Here is a 16,414-nt window from a genome sequence, read left to right on the forward strand (position 1 = left end):
GGCGGCCCGAGCGCACAGTCTGCAACACCTGGCGTAGATGTGGCAATGGAGCGACAGATGAGCGAACCGGTGCAGGGACCCGTCGTAACCGTTCGGGGTGGCGTGCTGGAGGGGCGCGCCGTCGACGGCGTGAGGTCGTTCCTCGGCGTGCCGTACGCGGCGGCGCCGTTCGGCGCGAACCGGATGCGACCGCCGCGGCCCGCGGAGGCGTGGTCGGGCACCCGCGCGGCCACGGAGTACGGGCCGACGGTGCCCAAGGGCGACTACCCGCCGCCGTACCGGCCGCTGTTCCCGGAGGTCGTGATCCCCGGCGAGGACTGCCTGAACCTCAACGTGTGGACGCCCGACGGGGACGTGACCGGGCTGCCGGTGCTGGTGTGGATCCACGGCGGGTCGTTCATGAACGGCTCCGGATCGGTCGGCGAGTACGACGGGTCGGCGTTCGCCCGCGACGGCGTGGTGTGCGTGACCGTCAACTACCGGCTGGCGGCCGAGGGGTTCCTGTACCTCGGCGACGGGGTGGCGAACCTCGGCCTCCAGGACCAGGTCGCCGCGCTGGAGTGGGTGCGGGACAACATCTCCGCGTTCGGCGGCGACCCGTCGCGGGTCACGGTCGCGGGCGAGTCGGCGGGTGCCATGAGCGTCACCACGCTGCTGGCGATGCCGATGGCGGACGGCCTGTTCGCGCGGGCGATCCTCCAGAGCGGCGCCGCGGCCCACACCCTGCCGCCCGAACTGGCGCGCACGGTCGGCGGCCACCTGGCCGACGCGCTCGGCGTCGCCCCCACCCGCGAGGCCATCGGCGCCGTCCCGCTGGACGCGCTGGTGCGCACGGCGTCGACCCTCGTCGCGGAGGTGCAGACCGCGCCCGACCCGGCGAAGTGGGGGCAGCTCGCGCTGAGCCTGCTGCCGTTCGCGCCGACCCTGGACGGCGACGTCCTGCCCCGCCCACCGCTGGAGGCCTTCGCCGACGGTCAGAGCGGCGGCGTGCCGGTGCTGCTCGGCTCCACCCGCGACGAGGCCAGGCTGTTCCTGGTCGCGGCCGGGAGCATCGGCTTCATCGACGACGACGCCCTGGTCGCGGCTGCGGGCGGGTACGGCCTGAGCCCCGATGGTGTGGACGTGTACCGCGCCAACCGTCCCGGCGCGAGCCCCGGCGACCTGCTCGCCGCCATCATCACCGACTGGTTCTTCGCCATCCCCGGCCTACGCGTGGCCGAGGCGCGAGCGGCCACCGGCACGACGTGGGTGTACCGCTTCGACTACCCGGAGCCCGCCGACAACCACGGCCTCGGCGCGTGCCACGGCGTCGAGATCCCGTTCGTGTTCGACACCGCTCACCGCCCCGACGCCCGCCCCCGCATCGGCGACACGCCCTCGCGGGCCGTCACCGACACCGCGCACGGCGCGTGGGTCTCATTCATCACCGACGGCACGCCCGGCTGGTCGCCGTACACGCCGGACACCCGCACGGCGGCGCTGTTGACCGACAAGGTGACCGAGGTCGACGACCCGTCCGGCGACGAACGCGCGCTGTGGGAGGGCATCCGGTAGCGAACGGCTACGCCACCCCGAACGCGGCGAACTGCTCGACCAAGCCCCGCGGCGCGTCGGAGCGGAAGCACAGGACGAGGCTTTCCGCGGACATCGCGGCGGACGCCTCGCCGCGCGGGAACAGGGCCTCCTCGTAGACCCGCAAGGCCTTCTCCACGTCGCCGGGGTGCGCGATCAGGGCCGCGGCCAGCTCGGCGCCGTCCTGCATGGCCAGGTTGGCGCCCTCGCCCGCGAACGGCGACATGAGGTGGGCCGCGTCCCCGACGAGCGTGACGCCGGGAACGCGGTCCCAGCGGTGGCCGATCGGCAGGGCGTGGACGGCGCGGGGCACCAGGGGCGTGTCGGTGTCCGCGATCAGGGCGCGGAGGCTGTCGTCCCAGTCGGTGAAGTGGGCCAGGACGTCGGCGGTGAGGGTGGCGGGGTCGGCGGTGGCCGCCCAGTCGGCCGGGGCCCTCAGCGCGCCGTAGACGTGGAGGCCGCCTTCGGGCTCGCGGTGCGCCAGGAAGCCCTTGTCCTCGCCGAGGGCGAAGAAGAAGCCGGACCCGATCACGGCCGCGCTCGCGGGGTGGCGGACGTCGGCGTCGCGCAGGTGCGCCTCCACGAACGACAGGCCCGTGTAGGCAGGCACGGCCGCCGAGACGAGCGGGCGGACCTTCGACCACGCGCCGTCCGCGCCGACGACCAGGTCGGTGGTGAACGAGCCGCCGTCGGCGAGCACGACCTCGTGCCTGCCGTCGGTCAGCGGCACCACGGCGGTGACCTTCGAACCCCAGCGGACGGCGGGGACGGAGGCCAGCAGGATGTCGCGCAGGGCCCTGCGGTTGATCTCCGGACGGCCGCCGTCGCCGTCGTCGGGCTTGTCGATGTGCACGACGGCGTGCCGGTCCAGCACGCGCATCGCCTCGCCGCCCTGGTGGACGGCCGCGAGGAACTCCTCGTGGAGGCCCGCGGCGCGCAGCGCGGCCTGGCCGGAGTCCTCGTGCATGTCGAGCATCCCGCCCTGCGAGCGGGCGGTGGGTGACGCCTCCAACTCGAGCACGGTCGCCTCGACACCGTTGAGGTGCAGGATCCGGGCCAGGACGAGGCCGCCCAGTCCGGCGCCGACGATGGTGATGGGGTGGTGGGGCATGACGTGTTCTCCGTTCCGTTGACGAGCGGTCCAGGTGCGGGTCGGCACCGTGCGGGCGAGCCCTACCACCACCGTAACGAACACGTTCGCTCCGAACAAGTTCGGAGCGAACGTGTTCGTCCTCACTACCGCGTGCCGCAGAGCGCGTGCTCGACGAGGTCGATCGCGACGTCCTTCGTCGGCGCGGGCACGCCCGGCTTCGGCACCATCGAGTCGGTGTTGATCGACACCACGACGCTGCGCGAGCCGTCCGAGGTGACGCCGTTGCGGGTCTTGAAGCCGTGGATGTCACCGCCGTGCGCCCACGAGCCGCCGCACGAGTTGGGGACGAACATCAGCCCCAGGCCGTACCGGACGCCGGGCCAGCCCCCCTCGAACCGGGTCGCGGGCACGGTGTCGCGCATGGCCGCGAGCTGCGCGGGCCGCAGCACCCCGCCGGACATCAAGGCGCGCAGGAACCTGTTCGCGTCCTCGGTGGTGCTGATGATCGCGCCCGCGGCACCCGCCCACGACGGGTTCAGCTCGGTCGCGTCGATGTCCGGGCCCTCCGCGCTGAACCGCTCGTAGCCGATGGCGTGCGGGCCGGGGATCGACCGCGAGGTGTCCGGCGCGAAGGTGTCGCGCAGCCCGAGCGGGCGGATGATCCGCGAGCGGACCTCCTGCTGCCAGGTGTTCCCGGTGACCTTCGCGATGATCATCCCGGCGAGGACGTAGTTGGTGTTGGAGTACTCCCAGTCCGTGCCGGGCTCGAACGTCGGCGCGCCCTTCATCGCGAGGCCGACGGCTTCCTCGGGGGTGAGGGTCAGGTACCGGTTCTGCTCGAAGCCCTCCCGCGTGAACAGGAACGGCAGCTCCGCCAGGTACTCGTGCAGGCCGGTGGTCTGCTGGAGAACCTGCCGAACGGTGATCTTCGAGCCGTCGTTGCCGTTGCCCGTGACCAGACCCGGCAGCCACCGCTCCACCGTGTCGTCCAGCGACAGCCTGCCCTCGCCCACGAGTTGGAGCAGCGTCGCCGACACGAACGTCTTGGTGTAGCTGGCGATGCGGAAGCGGGCGTGCCACGGCACGGGCGTCCCCGCGGCGACGTCGCCGAACCCGCTCCGCACCTTGACGCTCCCCTGTGGGGTGACGAGTTCGGCGAGGGCACCGGGGGCGCCGAGGGCCAGGAGCGCGTCGGCGTCGCGTTGCAGGGTCGCGGTGGTCGGGCGGTGGTCGGTCGAGGCGGCCGCGACGCCGGAGGTCGCGGTGCCGACCAGCACCACCATGGCCGCCACCGCGGCGCAAGTTCGTTTCATGCCAACGACGTTAGGGACGGGAGGACCGCGGGTCGTCGTCCGAGGACGGGATCTTCGCCTACCCCGCTGGGGGTATCCCGGACTACCTCCACGGGTGGGCGACAACGCCGCCGGGCCGCCGCTACGGTGGCCCCGTGAGGGCGATTCCGAGACCGGTGCTGGTGGACGTGCTGCTCGCCGTGGTGCTGACCGGGCTGACGCTGGCGACCCTGGTCGACGCCTCCGGAAGTGCGGCCCCGTGGCCCGCCTACGCCCTGGCCGTGCTCACGGCCGCGCCCCTCGCCCTGCGCCAGCGCGCTCCGGTGGTGGTGATGGCGGTCATCGGGGCCGCGCTGGCCGCGTACAGCCTCCTCGGCTACGGCGACTACCCCAACTCGGGCGTCGGCATCCTCATCGCGATGTTCACCGTCGCCACGCTGCGACCCCGGAACGTGGCCGCGGCCATGTTCCTGACCGTGATGGCCGTGGTCGCCGCCGCCTGCGTCACGAGCCGGACGGACGTGGCGTGGACCTCGGCCGCCCAGTCCGCGCTCCAGGTCATCGGCGCCTGGGTGCTCGGCGAGAGCACGCGGCGGTGGGGCGACCGCACCCGAAGGCTGGCCGAGCGGGCCACCAGGGCGGTCGCCGACGAGCGGGTGCGCATCGCCAGGGAGTTGCACGACATCGTCGCCCACCACATGGCGGTCATCTCGCTCCAGGCGGGCGTGGCCCAGTACGTGATCGACACCGACGTGGCCACGGCCAGGAAGGCGATCACCACCGTCGGCGACACCAGCCGCGAAGCCCTGACGGAGATGCGCAGGCTGCTGGACGTGCTGAGGCTGGAGGACGCGTCCGAACTCGCGCCCCAGCCCGGACTCGCGGCGTTGGACGACCTGGTCGACCGCACCCGCGGCGCGGGCCTGCCGGTGGACGTCGTCGTCACGGGCCGCGAACGCGCCCTGCCGCCCGGCCCGGACCTGTGCGCGTACCGGGTGGCCCAGGAGTCGCTGACCAACGCGCTGAAGCACGCCGGTCCCGCCACCGCGCGGATCGACCTCGACTACGGCGAGCGGACGCTCACCCTCAAGGTCACCGACGACGGCACCGCGGCCCGGCCACGACGGGAGTCGCCCACGTCGCACGGGATCCGCGGGATGCGGGAACGCGCGGAGCTGTACGGCGGCGTCCTCACCGCGGGCCCGGCCGACGAGGGCGGCTTCGCCGTCGTCGTGCGCCTGCCGCTGAACGAGGCGCGATGACGATCCGCGTGCTCGTCGTCGACGACCAGGCGCTCATCCGGGCCGGGCTCGTCGCGCTGTTCAAGGCCGCTCCGGGGCTCGAGGTCGTCGGTGAGGCGTCCGACGGCGCGCAGGCCGTCGAACTGGCCGCGACCACGAGCCCGGACGTGGTGCTGATGGACATCCGGATGCCCGTCCTGGACGGCATCGCCGCCACCCGGCAGATCCTGGCCACGCCGCGCGAACAGCAGCCGCGCGTGGTCGTGCTGACCACGTTCGACGTCGACGAGTACGTCTACACCGCGCTCGGCGAGGGCGCGTCCGGCTTCCTGCTCAAGGACACCCCGCCGGACCGGATCATCGCCGCCGTCCACACCATCGCGGCGGGCGACGTGCTGATCACACCCCGCATCACCCAGCGGCTGGTCGAGACCTACGCCCAGCACCACCGCACCGCCGCCGCGAGCGCGCCCCGGCTGGCCCTGCTGACCGCTCGCGAGACCGAGGTGCTGCGGCTCGTCGGCCGCGGTCTGAGCAACGGCGAGATCGCCGACCGGCTCGTGCTCAGCGAGGCGACCGTCAAGACCCACGTCAAGCGCGCGATGGGCAAGCTCCACCTCACCAGCCGCGCCCAGGCCGTGGTCGTGGCGTACGAGACGGGCCTGGTGGTGCCGTCGGGGTAGCTACACGGGCCGGGCGGCCCGCCACCGCCGCTACTCGTTGCTCGGCGTGAACCGGTGCCGCGGCGGGGGGCTGCCCGGCAGGGCGTCCTTCCGCCGCTCGGTCTTGGCGCCCTCGACGAGGTGCCGGGTGGCGACGCGGGCCAGCACGTCCAGCGCGGCGCGGACCTCCAGGTGGTCCAGCGGTTCCACCTCCCCCGCCAGCAGGGGGCCGTCCAACGTGGTCCAGCCGGTGTCGTCGGCGCCCACCCGCACCGTGACCGTCTCGCCGGTCGGCGTCGTCAGCGCGATGTCGGCGCCGTCCACGACCGCGTGCCGCCCGGTGTGCAGGACCGAGCGGCGGCGCAGGTCGGCGTCCGCCGCCAACCGGGCCCTCTCCCCCGACGCGGCCAGCGCGCGCAGGGCGTGGTGGGTCACCTCGTCGCCCCGTTCGGCCAGTGAGCGCAGCAGTTCGGGCCGGGTCCAGCCCGGTCCCTGGTCGGTCGGCGGGTCCAGCACGTCCGCGACCACCTCCAGCGCGCCGGAGGCCGAGAACGCCGCACGGGTGACCGGGTCCGCGGGGTCGTGGCCGAACGCGGGCCGGACGACGGCGTCGGCGATCTGCCCCACCGCCCGCACGGAGTCGGCCCGCAGCGGAGCGCCCCGACCCGCGAGCGAGCCGGTCGGCTCGACCTGCCGCTTGCCGACGGTGACGTCGCGGGAGGCCAGGTCGGCGTAGACGGTGTCGCGCGAGACGCGGGCCAGCCTGGCCAGTTCGGCGACGTTGCGGGTGCCGGTGCGCCACGCCTCGGCGACCAGGTCGGCCCGGTCGGACGACAGGCGTTCGCGCCGGTCGGCCCACCCGATGAGCGCGGCCAGCGCGGCGACGCGCGCGGATTCGGTGTCGGTGTCCATGCCGACCACCATATGTCGAGTCAGTCGACATGTCGAATGAGTCGACACCCTGTCGGCGGCCTGTGCTGATCCACAGCACGACGTACGGTCGGGTTGTCCACGCTGGAGGCCGCCCGCGCGGCCGACGAGAGGAGCCCGATGATCGACCGGCCAACCGCCCCGTGGTGGACCTCAGCGGTCGTCTACCAGGTCTACCCGCGCAGCTTCGCGGACTCCACGGGCGACGGGATCGGTGACCTCGTCGGCATCACGTCCCGGCTGGACCACCTCCAGAGGCTGGGCGTGGACGTGGTCTGGCTGTCGCCGATCTACCTCTCCCCGCAGGCGGACAACGGCTACGACATCTCCGACTACCAGGCCGTCGACCCGGTGTTCGGCACGCTGGAGGACTTCGACCGGCTGCTGGCCCAGGTGCACGAGCGGGGCATGCGGCTGGTGATGGACCTGGTCGTCAACCACACCTCCGACGAGCACCCGTGGTTCGTGGAGTCGCGCTCCGGCAAGGACAACCCGAAGCGCGACTGGTACTGGTGGCGGCCCGCGCGCGAGCCGTTCACGGCGGGCGAGCCCGGCGCGGAGCCGACGAACTGGGAGTCGTTCTTCTCCGGTCCGACGTGGACGCTGGACGAGACGACCGGCGAGTACTACCTGCACCTGTTCGACCGCAAGCAGCCGGACCTCAACTGGGAGAACCCCGAGGTGCGCGCGGCCGTGCACGAGATGATGCGCTGGTGGCTCGACCGGGGTGTCGACGGCTTCCGGATGGACGTCATCAACTTCATCTCCAAGCACCCCGAGCTGCGCGACGGCCCCACGACCGGGACCGGTGGCCTCGGCAACGGCTTCGCCCAGTTCGCCACCGGCCCGCGCGTGCACGAGTTCCTCCAGGAGATGCGCCGCGAGGTGTTCGCGGGCCGGACCGGGAACTTCCTGACCGTGGGCGAGATGCCCGGCGTCACGTGGGAGGACGCGCGCCTGTTCACCGACCCCGCTCGGGGCGAGGTCGACATGGTGTTCCAGTTCGAGCACGTCTCGCTGGACCACGGGCCGGGCGGGAAGTTCGACCCCAAGCCGCTGGACCTGCGCGACCTCAAGGCGTCGCTCGGCCGCTGGCAGACGGCGCTCGGCGAGACCGGGTGGAACAGCCTGTACTGGAACAACCACGACCAGCCCCGCGTGGTGTCCCGCTTCGGCGACGGCTCCCGCGAGTCGGCGACCGCGCTGGCGACCGTGCTGCACCTGCACCGCGGCACGCCCTACGTCTACCAGGGCGAGGAGCTGGGGATGACCAACGCCCCGTTCGCCGGGGTGGACGACCTGCGGGACGTGGAGTCGCTCAACCACTTCCACCGCGCGGTGGAGGCGGGCCAGGACCCGGAGGCGGTCCTGACCGCGTTGCGCGCGATGGGCCGGGACAACGCCCGCACGCCCGTGCAGTGGACCGCCGACCACGAGGCCGGGTTCACCGACGGCACGCCGTGGATCGCGGTCAACCCCAACCACACCTGGCTCAACGCCGCCGCCCAGTACGACGACCCGCACTCGGTGTTCCACCACTACCGGCGGCTGATCGAGCTGCGCCACACCCGCCCGGTGGTCGCGGTGGGCGACTTCACCATGCTGCTGGCCGACCACCCGCACGTCTACGCCTTCGAGCGCCGCCTGGACGACGTCCGGCTGCTGGTCGTGGCGAACCTGCACGGCACCGAGCAGACCGTCGACCTGGCGCCCGAGTGGGCCGGGGCGACCGCCGTGCTCTCCAACACCGCGGGCCACGACGTGGACGCGAGCCGTGCGATCCTCCAGCCGTGGGCCGCGCTCGTGCTGGAATTGACCGGAGGGCAGTCATGACGACCGGAGCGAAGAACTGGGCGGGCAACGTCGTCTTCTCCGCCGAGCACCTGGAGGCGCCGACCTCCGTCGAGCGGGTCCGGGAGGTCGTGGCGGACGCCGACAAGGCGCACGTGGTCGGGGCGGGCCACTCGTTCAGCCGGATCGCGGACACCACCGGGACGCTGATCTCGCTGCGGAACCTGCCTCCGACGGTCGAGGTGTCCCGCGACCGGACGTCGGCGCGGATCTCCGGGGGCCTGCGGCTCGCCGAGACGGCGACGGCGCTGGACGCCGAGGGCTTGGCGCTGCACAACCTGCCGTCGCTGCCGCACATCACCGTCGTGGGCGCCGTCGCCACGGCGACCCACGGGTCCGGCGACGGCAACGGGTCGCTGGCGAGTGCCGTCCGGTCGCTGGACCTGGTCACGGCCGACGGGAAGCTCACCACCCTGTCCCGCGGCGACGCCCGCTTCGACGGCGTGGTCGCGTCGTTCGGGTCGCTCGGGGTCGTCACGGGCGTCGAACTCGACGTCGTGCCCGCGTTCGAGGTGGAGCAGCGGGTGTACGACGACCTGCCGTGGTCCGTGCTCGTCGAGCGGTCCGCGGAGCTGTTCGCGCAGGCGTACAGCGTCAGCGTCTTCACCGACTGGCGCGACTCCTTCACGCCGTGGGTCAAGCGCCGCACCTCGGACGCGCCCGCCGACCTGGGCTGGACCGGCGCGCGCGAGGCGACGAGCGGCCGTCACCCCATCCCCGGCGTCTCGGCGGAGCACTGCACCCCGCAGCTCGGCGAGCCCGGCCCGTGGCACGCCCGCCTGCCGCACTTCCGCGCCGAGTTCACCCCGAGTTCCGGCGACGAGCTCCAGTCGGAGTACGTCGTGCCGCGCGAGCACGCGGCGGAGTCGTTGCGGGCGCTCAAGGAACTCGGGTCGGTGATCTCCCCGGTGCTCCAGGTGTCGGAGATCCGCACGGTCGCCGCCGACGAGCACTGGCTCAGCCCCTTCTACCGCAGGGACGGCATGGCATTCCACTTCACCTGGGTCCCGGACGCGCACGCCGTCCGCCCGGTGCTGACGCTCATCGAGGAGGCGCTGGCGCCGTACTCCGTCCGGCCGCACTTCGGGAAGCTGCACGAGACGGCGCCCGCCGACCGGTACGAGCACTGGGCGCGGTTCGCCGGTCTGCTGAGCGACCTCGACCCGTTCGGCAAGTTCCGCAACGAAGTGGTCGACCACTACTTCCCGCGGTGACTTTTCCGTCATGATCGGGGCATGGCCTCGAAGATGTCGTGGCGCCACTACCTCGCCGACTCCGTCCCGGTCACCGTGTACTGGTTCTCCGAAGAACGCGACTGGCGCACGGGCCGGGTGCGGAAGGCCTTGGGCGACAGCGTGTCCAGGCACCCGGTGGAGCCGTCCGCGACCGAGGCCGAGACCGCCGAGTGGTCGGCCGCGGCGGCGGCGTACGTGGACGAGGTCGCCGCGGCGGCGCGCGAGCTGGGCCTGGCCGAGCGGCGGACGTCGAAGTGGCGCGGGGCGCCGCTGACCCGCCGCTGGGCGAAGGCCAAGTTCGACGAGGCCGTCACGTCGTTCGTCGACCGGGTCGGGGCGGCGACCGCGCGGTACCAGCCGGTGCGCGAGGCGATCGACGCCCGGCTGGTGGAGCAGGAGGCGACCCGGCTCCGGGAGGCCGAGCAGGAGCGCAAGGAGCAGGCCCGCGCGTGGCGCCTGGCCGAAGGCCGATTCCTGGCGTGGAGCCGCAGGCACGCCGCCGCCGACCTGGAGGTGGTCGACGGCCGGACGCCGAGGCAGCTCGCCGCCGAGGACGCGGCGCCCGCCGAGTGGCCGCCGGAGGTCGTGGCGGCGGTCGGCGACGTGGACGAGTGGTGGGCGGGCCTGCGCGAGTCGGCCGTCAACCGGCACGCCCGCGCCACCGCCGTGCGCACGGTCGTCGAAGCGGTCACCGCGACCACGGCCGCGCTGGAACGGGCGGGCCGACCCGGCATCGAGGTGGTCGAGGGCGAGCCCAGCGCGACGCTAGACGGCTGGTGGGTCGAGTTCTCCTGGCCGGACCTGCCGGGCGTCCAGCGGCTGAGCAGACCGCCGGACATCCCCGTCGACCACCTGTGGCAGGGCGACTGGTGGTACGACCTGTACCTCTACGACCGGCTCGCGCTCACCCCCACCTGGCGCGGCGACTACGTCTTCGCGACGCCCACCAGCACCGAGATCGGCAACGGCGTCGCCCGCAGGCACTCGTGGCTGACCTGGACGGTCGCGGAGTTCGCCGACAACCTGTTCCCGGACCGGGTCACCTACCGGCAGCGGTACCACTACGACGGCAAGGACGTCGGCATCCCCATGACCGACTACGCCGACCCGGCCATCTTCCTCCCCTACGTCGACGCCGTCACCCGCCACGCGGTCACCGTCTTCCGCGCGCTGGCACCGGACTAGCGGGTCACGCGCTCGCCCACGCGTCACGCAGGACGGCCGGGTACCGGTCGCCGTAGGCGCCGTGCGGCAGGATCTCGCGGACCCGGTCCAGGTCCGCCTTCGTGAGCACCAGGTCGGCCGCGCCGACGTTCTCGGCCAGCCTGGTGGTGCTGCGGGTGCCGGGGATCGGGACGACGTGGTCGTCCTGGGCGAGCAGCCACGCCAGCGCCAACTGCGTCACGGTGGCGCCCTTCTCCGCCGCCAGCTCCGTGAGTCCGGCGATGGCGGCGACGTTGGCGGTGTAGTTGTCGCCCTGCCAGCGGGCGTCGAAGCGGCGCATGTCGCCCTCGGGGTATTCCGCGCCGGGCTTGACGGTGGACGTGAGGAACCCGCGGCCGAGCGGCGAGTACGGGACGAAGCCGATGCCCAGGTCGCGCACCAGCGGCAGGATCTCGTCCTCCACCTCGCGCTCGAACACGGAGTACTCGGTCTGGAGCACCGAGACCGGGTGGGTGGCGTGGGCGCGGCGGAGGGTCTCGGGGCCGGCTTCCGAGAGGCCGAAGTAGCGGACCTTGCCCGCCGCCACCAGCTCGCCCACGGCTCCGGCAACGTCCTCGATCGGCACGTTCGGGTCCACGCGGTGCTGGTACAGCACGTCGATGTGGTCCGTGCGCAGGAGCCGCAGGCTCTGCTCGGCCACCTCGCGGATGTGCTCGGGCCTGCTGTCCAGCGCGACGCCGACGGACGCCGGGTCGCTCAGGTCGAAGCCGAACTTCGTCGCGAGCACGACCTCGTCGCGGAAACCCTCGACCGCTTCGCCGACGAGCGCCTCGCTCGTGCCCTGGCCCATGCCGTACAGCTCGGCGGTGTCGATGAGGGTGACGCCGAGCTCGTGCGCGCGGCGGATCGTGGCGATGCTGTCGGCGCGGTCGCCGCCGGGGCCGTAGGCCATGGTCATGCCCATCGTGCCCAGTCCCAACGCGGAAACGGTCAGGCCCTGCGCACCGAGAGTTCGTGTCTGCATGGGTCCACCCTGCGACCCCGCGGACCACCCCGCCAGCTCACGTCCAACCCGGGCACGCCATGACCAGGCAGGACCGCCGCCGGGTTCGTAGAGTGGACGGCGTGGCACAGGACAGGGCCGAGTTGGGCGCGTTCCTCCGCTCGCGGCGCGACCGGTTGACGCCCGCGCAGGCGGGGATCGAGCCGTTCCCCGGCGCGCGGCGGGTTCCCGGTCTGCGCAAGGAGGAGCTGGCCGTGCTCGCGGGCCTGAGCCCGGACTACTACAGCAGGCTCGAACAGGGCCGCCAGCCGAACATCTCGACCGCCGTGCTCGACGGGCTGGCCAGGGCGCTGCGGCTGACCGAGGTCGAGCACGCCCACCTAGTCGACCTGGCCGAGCCGACGGCGCGGCGGCGGGCGACCACGGTCATGCCGGTCCAGCGCGCCGATCCGGGGCTGCTGCGGCTGATGTCCGCCCTGGACCACCTGCCGGTACTGCTGCTCGGGCAGCGCACCGACGTGCTGGCGAGCAACGCGCTGTTCAGCGCCGTGCAGCGCGAGCTGCCGCCCGGCTCGTCGCTGGCCCGCTTCCTGTTCCTCGACCCGCTCGCGCGGGAGCGGATCGTCAACTGGCCGTACTTCGCCTCGAACACGGTGGCCACGCTGCGCCGGGAGGTCGCGCGCAGGCCGCAGGACGGCAAGCTCAAGGCGTTGATCGACGAGCTGCGGGCCGCGGACCCGGACGTGACCCGCTGGTGGGACGACCACCAGGTGCGCGACCACGCGTCGGTGCGGAAGCTGATCAGCCACCCCATCGGCGGCGAGCTGGAGTTCGACATCGAGATCGTGTCCGCGCCGCGGGATCCGGACCAGCAGCTCATCGTCTACACGGTCCAGCCCGACTCCCCCACCGCGAAGGTGTTGCCCCTCCTCGCGAGCTGGCACCGAGACGCACGGGTTCCGTAACCCCTACTGGCTGTACGCCACTTGACATTGGTCCACACCAGACGGACGCTATGGAAGCGCTCTCACCGATGGCGGTCGGCGATGGCGCACGTCCCTTCCGCGCCTCCCGGCGGTAGTCCCTCCGCTCCACCGGGAGGCGAGAACCCTGCCCGCGGAATCGAGGAGATCTCCTTTGCGCACCACGACGAAGTGGTTGAGCGCGCTCACCGCGCTCGCCTTGGCGACATCCGTCGCCGTCACCTCCACACCGGCGGCGGCCATCGGCCCCGACCTGCTTCCGCTCACCGTCACCAACAACAGCGGCCGGTCCGACGCCGTGTACTTGTACGTGCTCGGCACCGACATCCGCAACGGCAGACTCGGATACGTCAACCAGGGCGGCGGCTTCACGCCGTGGCCCGCGGGCGGCATCCCCCCGACGCCCGCGCCGGACGTGTCCATCGCGGGCCCCGGCAACGGCGGCAACGTCACCGTGCGGGTGCCCCGGTTCATCTCCGGCCGCGTCTACATGTCCTTCGGCGAGAAGCTGAAGCTCTCCCTCACCCCGGACGGCTTCGTGCAGCCCGCGCCCTGGGCCGGTGACGCGAACAAGAACATCCTGTTCGACTGGAGCGAGTTCACCTACAACGACGCGGGTCTCTGGCTCAACAGCTCGCAGGTCGACCAGTTCGCCGTGCCGCACGCGGTCACCGTGACGGGTGCCAACGGCGCCACCAAGCGGACCGGCGACCTCGTCAACAACGGCCGCGACACCGTGATCAACGCCATCCGCAACCAGGCGGGCTTCGGCAACTCGGTCGTGACGCGGTCCGACGGCACCGTGCTGCGCGTGCTCGCGCCCAGCAAGGCCGCGGGCGCGGGGCTGATGGACGCCAACTACCTCCAGTCCTACATCGACCAGGCCTGGGGCGCGTACGCGAGCAAGACGCTCACCGTCGTGCCGTTCGGCGACCAGCCGAACATCAAGTACTTCGGCCGCACGTCCGGCAACACCATGGCTTTCACCAACACCTCCGGCCAGCAGGTGGCGTCGTTCCAGAAGCCGAACTCGGCCCACGTGTGGGGCTGCGACGGCAACCTCCAGGCCCCGAACGACCAGGTGGTCGGCCCCATCGCCCGCACGCTGTGCGCGGCGCTGCACCGCTCCACCCTCGGCCGGATCGACACCCAGCCCGGCGGTGGCCCCGGCGACTTCTACCAGGGCGCGCTGACCGACCACTACTCGCGGATCATCCACCAGAACATGGTGGACGGTAAGGCGTACGGGTTCGCGTTCGACGACGTGCAGGCCCAGGAGTCCCTGGTCCACGACGGCGACCCGCGCGCGGCGGGCATCGTGCTCACCCCGTTCGGCGCGGGCGGCGGCAACCCGCAGCCGAACGGCAACAGCATCGTCAGCAACTGGCACGGCAAGTGCGTCGACGTGCCGAACTGGAACTTCGCCGACGGCCAGCGCCTCATCGTGTGGGACTGCACGGGCGGCACGAACCAGAAGTGGCAGTTCGTCGACGGCACCGTGCGCACGGAGAACAACAAGTGCATGGACGTGGCGTGGGGCGCGGTCACCAACGGCGCGGCCGTGCAGATCGCCACGTGCAGCGGCAACGCCGCCCAGCAGTGGGTGCTCAGCGGCGCGGGTGACCTGGTGAACCCGCAGTCGAACAAGTGCCTCGACATCGCCGAGTGGAACCCGAACAACGACGCCGTCCTGCACATCTGGGACTGCGTGGGCGGCGCCAACCAGAAGTGGCACCGCGGCTGAGAGGGTGAGGGGGCCGGGCGACCGGCCCCCTCGTCCGGCCAGGTGACGCACGTCACCACGAGGTGGTTCAACGTTGTGGCCCGGTCGAGGAGTTTCCCGACCGCAACGCAACCACCTCGGCAGAAGGGAACGACGTGCGGGACGGCTACGACCAGTTCGTCGCCGATCGTCTCGATCGGCTCTTGCGCTACGCCACGGCCATCACCTGCGACAAGCACCTCGCGCAGGACATCGTGCAGGACGTGCTGGTGCGCGCCCGTGCCAGATGGGGCCGGATCGGCGCCCTGGACGCGCCGTACCTGTACGTGCGGCGGATGGTGACCAACGAGTACCTGTCCTGGCGCCGCCGCAGAGCGCGCCGCGACGTGTCCACCACGCACACCACCCTCGAAGCGCTCTCGCCCGCCGTGGCCGATCCGGCCGTGCGGCACGCCGAACGGGACGCGATGCGGGCCCGGATCGCCGTGCTGCCGGAGCAGCAGCGGGCCGCGCTGGTGCTGCGCTACTACGAGGACGCCTCCACCGCGGAGATCGGCCAGGCACTCGGCTGCACGGAGGGAACCGTGCGCAGCCACCTCTCCCGCGCGCTGCACACGTTGCGCGTCAACGAGACCAGCCCCTCGGAGGTGCTGCGATGACCGACCAGGAAGCACTCATCCGCGAGGCCATCGCCGCCGAGGCGGACGAGACCGTCGACGCCAGGGCGGTGCTGGCCGCCGTGCACGCCAAGCGGTCCCGACGCCGTCCGCTGGCCCTGCTCGCGGCGGCGGGCATCACGGTCGCCGCCGTGGTCGCGGCCGTGGTCGTGTCGCTGCCCACGCCCCCGGCCCAGACCGAGGAACTGGAGGTGGCGACGCCCGTCGAGCCGCGCACCGTCCTGCTGGCGGGTCTGGACGACAGCGGGCGCACCGATTCGGTGGTGCTCGCCCGCGTCGGCGTGGACGGGTCGGTCGACGCGGTGTCGCTGCCCCGCGACTCGTGGCTCGACATCCCCGGCCGCGGCATGGGCAAGCTGAACTCCGCGTACGTCGCGGGCGAGGTCGGCGAGCCGCAGGACCTGGTGCGGGCCGTGGAGGCCGTCACGGGTGTGCGCGTCGACCACTACGCGACCGTCGACCTGGCGGCCGTGGCCGCGGTCAGCGCGGTCGTGGGCGGCGTCGAGGTCTGCCTCACCGCCCCCGCGTCGGACGAGTACTCCGGCGTGGACCTGCCCGCGGGACGGTCGACCGTGTCCGGCGACCAGGCGCTGGCGTTCCTCCGCCAACGCCACGGGCTGCCGAACAGCGACCTCGACCGGGTGGTCCGCCAACAGGCCTTCCTGCGCTCGCTGGCCGCCAAGCTCCTCGACCCCGCCGTCCTCCGCGACCAGGCCAGGGTCACCGCGGTGCTCGGCGCGCTCGAGGCGGGCGTCCACACCGACCCCGGCTGGAACCTGCTCGCGTTCACCGCGACCCTGACCCCGAACGCGACCGTGGACACCACCACCGTCCCCCACGGCCAGGCGACCGAGGTCGAGGGCACCTACGCGCTACCACTGGACCCGACCACCGTTCGCGCGTTCGTGGCCGAATTCCTGTCCGACGGACCACGCCCGACGAACCAGCCCGGCCCACCGTCCGACGGCTGCGTGAACTAGCGGCGCGG

At 72.7% G+C, this 16,414-nt stretch carries 14 protein-coding genes; 10 read left to right on the forward strand and 4 right to left on the reverse strand.

Annotated features, from left to right (window positions below; translation table 11 throughout):
- Nucleotides 1-57 precede the first annotated feature (57 nt).
- Nucleotides 58-1,554: a carboxylesterase/lipase family protein gene (locus NZH93_RS27790; protein ID WP_259626161.1), complete on the forward strand. Its 1,497-nt coding sequence runs from the start codon at nt 58-60 to the stop codon at nt 1,552-1,554.
- A 7-nt stretch (nt 1,555-1,561) separates the two neighbouring features.
- On the opposite strand, the gene NZH93_RS27795 is transcribed toward NZH93_RS27790, so the two are convergent.
- Both NZH93_RS27795 and NZH93_RS27800 read right to left on the reverse strand, forming a co-directional pair.
- Entirely contained in the window at nt 1,562-2,683 is a 1,122-nt protein-coding gene (locus NZH93_RS27795; protein WP_259626162.1) for an FAD-dependent oxidoreductase, read from the reverse strand.
- Between the two features lie 125 nt (nt 2,684-2,808).
- Complete coding sequence (locus NZH93_RS27800) at nt 2,809-3,978, reverse strand: serine hydrolase domain-containing protein (protein ID WP_259626163.1); 1,170 nt, start codon at nt 3,976-3,978, stop codon at nt 2,809-2,811.
- A 134-nt stretch (nt 3,979-4,112) separates the two neighbouring features.
- On the opposite strand from NZH93_RS27800, the gene NZH93_RS27805 reads away from it, so the two are divergent.
- The gene (locus NZH93_RS27805) at nt 4,113-5,219 is read left to right on the forward strand and encodes a sensor histidine kinase (RefSeq protein ID WP_259626164.1); all 1,107 of its coding nucleotides are present in this window, start codon (nt 4,113-4,115) and stop codon (nt 5,217-5,219) included.
- Nucleotides 5,216-5,881 carry a response regulator gene (locus NZH93_RS27810; RefSeq protein WP_259626165.1) on the forward strand — a complete coding sequence of 222 codons (666 nt, stop codon included), beginning with the start codon at nt 5,216-5,218 and terminating at the stop codon, nt 5,879-5,881. The genes NZH93_RS27805 and NZH93_RS27810 overlap by 4 nt, the downstream gene beginning before the upstream one ends.
- 30 nt (nt 5,882-5,911) lie before the next feature.
- Here the strand turns inward: NZH93_RS27810 and NZH93_RS27815 are convergent, their stop codons facing one another.
- The gene (locus NZH93_RS27815) at nt 5,912-6,772 is read right to left on the reverse strand and encodes a hypothetical protein (protein ID WP_259626166.1); all 861 of its coding nucleotides are present in this window, start codon (nt 6,770-6,772) and stop codon (nt 5,912-5,914) included.
- Nucleotides 6,773-6,910: 138 nt separating this feature from the next.
- Here NZH93_RS27815 and NZH93_RS27820 point away from each other — a divergent pair, with 138 nt between their 5' ends.
- The 3 genes from NZH93_RS27820 to NZH93_RS27830 are packed head-to-tail and all read left to right on the forward strand — an operon-like array spanning nt 6,911 to nt 11,061.
- Nucleotides 6,911-8,623, forward strand: a complete 1,713-nt coding sequence (locus tag NZH93_RS27820; RefSeq protein ID WP_259626167.1) for a glycoside hydrolase family 13 protein — start codon at nt 6,911-6,913, stop codon at nt 8,621-8,623.
- Entirely contained in the window at nt 8,620-9,855 is a 1,236-nt protein-coding gene (locus NZH93_RS27825) for an FAD-binding protein (protein ID WP_259626168.1), read from the forward strand. The genes NZH93_RS27820 and NZH93_RS27825 overlap by 4 nt, the downstream gene beginning before the upstream one ends.
- A 21-nt stretch (nt 9,856-9,876) precedes the next feature.
- The gene (locus tag NZH93_RS27830) at nt 9,877-11,061 is read left to right on the forward strand and encodes a hypothetical protein (RefSeq protein ID WP_259626169.1); all 1,185 of its coding nucleotides are present in this window, start codon (nt 9,877-9,879) and stop codon (nt 11,059-11,061) included.
- Nucleotides 11,062-11,065: 4 nt separating this feature from the next.
- Here NZH93_RS27830 and NZH93_RS27835 read toward each other — a convergent pair whose 3' ends face one another.
- Nucleotides 11,066-12,064 (reverse strand): aldo/keto reductase, encoded by a 999-nt coding sequence (locus NZH93_RS27835; RefSeq protein ID WP_259626170.1) that lies wholly within the window; start codon nt 12,062-12,064, stop codon nt 11,066-11,068.
- Nucleotides 12,065-12,165: 101 nt separating this feature from the next.
- Here NZH93_RS27835 and NZH93_RS27840 point away from each other — a divergent pair, with 101 nt between their 5' ends.
- From NZH93_RS27840 to NZH93_RS27855, 4 genes are all read left to right on the forward strand, one after another.
- Nucleotides 12,166-13,008 carry a helix-turn-helix transcriptional regulator gene (locus tag NZH93_RS27840; protein ID WP_259626171.1) on the forward strand — a complete coding sequence of 281 codons (843 nt, stop codon included), beginning with the start codon at nt 12,166-12,168 and terminating at the stop codon, nt 13,006-13,008.
- A gap of 172 nt (nt 13,009-13,180) precedes the next feature.
- Nucleotides 13,181-14,770 carry a beta-1,3-glucanase family protein gene (locus tag NZH93_RS27845; protein WP_259626172.1) on the forward strand — a complete coding sequence of 530 codons (1,590 nt, stop codon included), beginning with the start codon at nt 13,181-13,183 and terminating at the stop codon, nt 14,768-14,770.
- A 134-nt stretch (nt 14,771-14,904) separates the two neighbouring features.
- Nucleotides 14,905-15,408, forward strand: coding sequence for a SigE family RNA polymerase sigma factor (locus NZH93_RS27850; protein WP_259626173.1), 504 nt, complete (start codon nt 14,905-14,907; stop codon nt 15,406-15,408).
- Nucleotides 15,405-16,406 carry an LCP family protein gene (locus tag NZH93_RS27855; RefSeq protein WP_259626174.1) on the forward strand — a complete coding sequence of 334 codons (1,002 nt, stop codon included), beginning with the start codon at nt 15,405-15,407 and terminating at the stop codon, nt 16,404-16,406. The genes NZH93_RS27850 and NZH93_RS27855 overlap by 4 nt, the downstream gene beginning before the upstream one ends.
- Nucleotides 16,407-16,414: the final 8 nt, after the last annotated feature.

Origin of the sequence: Umezawaea endophytica, assembly GCF_025061645.1 — a bacterium.
Classification (GTDB): Bacteria; Actinomycetota; Actinomycetes; order Mycobacteriales; family Pseudonocardiaceae; genus Umezawaea; species Umezawaea endophytica.

Excerpts from the sequence above, each read along its gene's own strand:
- NZH93_RS27790 (WP_259626161.1), top strand. The coding sequence starts at position 58 with ATGAGCGAACCGGTGCAGGGACCCGTCGTAACCGTTCGGGGTGGCGTG.
- NZH93_RS27795 (WP_259626162.1), bottom strand. The coding sequence starts at position 2,683 with ATGCCCCACCACCCCATCACCATCGTCGGCGCCGGACTGGGCGGCCTC.
- NZH93_RS27800 (WP_259626163.1), bottom strand. The coding sequence starts at position 3,978 with ATGAAACGAACTTGCGCCGCGGTGGCGGCCATGGTGGTGCTGGTCGGC.
- NZH93_RS27810 (WP_259626165.1), top strand. The coding sequence starts at position 5,216 with ATGACGATCCGCGTGCTCGTCGTCGACGACCAGGCGCTCATCCGGGCC.
- NZH93_RS27815 (WP_259626166.1), bottom strand. The coding sequence starts at position 6,772 with ATGGACACCGACACCGAATCCGCGCGCGTCGCCGCGCTGGCCGCGCTC.
- NZH93_RS27820 (WP_259626167.1), top strand. The coding sequence starts at position 6,911 with ATGATCGACCGGCCAACCGCCCCGTGGTGGACCTCAGCGGTCGTCTAC.
- NZH93_RS27825 (WP_259626168.1), top strand. The coding sequence starts at position 8,620 with ATGACGACCGGAGCGAAGAACTGGGCGGGCAACGTCGTCTTCTCCGCC.
- NZH93_RS27830 (WP_259626169.1), top strand. The coding sequence starts at position 9,877 with ATGGCCTCGAAGATGTCGTGGCGCCACTACCTCGCCGACTCCGTCCCG.
- NZH93_RS27835 (WP_259626170.1), bottom strand. The coding sequence starts at position 12,064 with ATGCAGACACGAACTCTCGGTGCGCAGGGCCTGACCGTTTCCGCGTTG.
- NZH93_RS27855 (WP_259626174.1), top strand. The coding sequence starts at position 15,405 with ATGACCGACCAGGAAGCACTCATCCGCGAGGCCATCGCCGCCGAGGCG.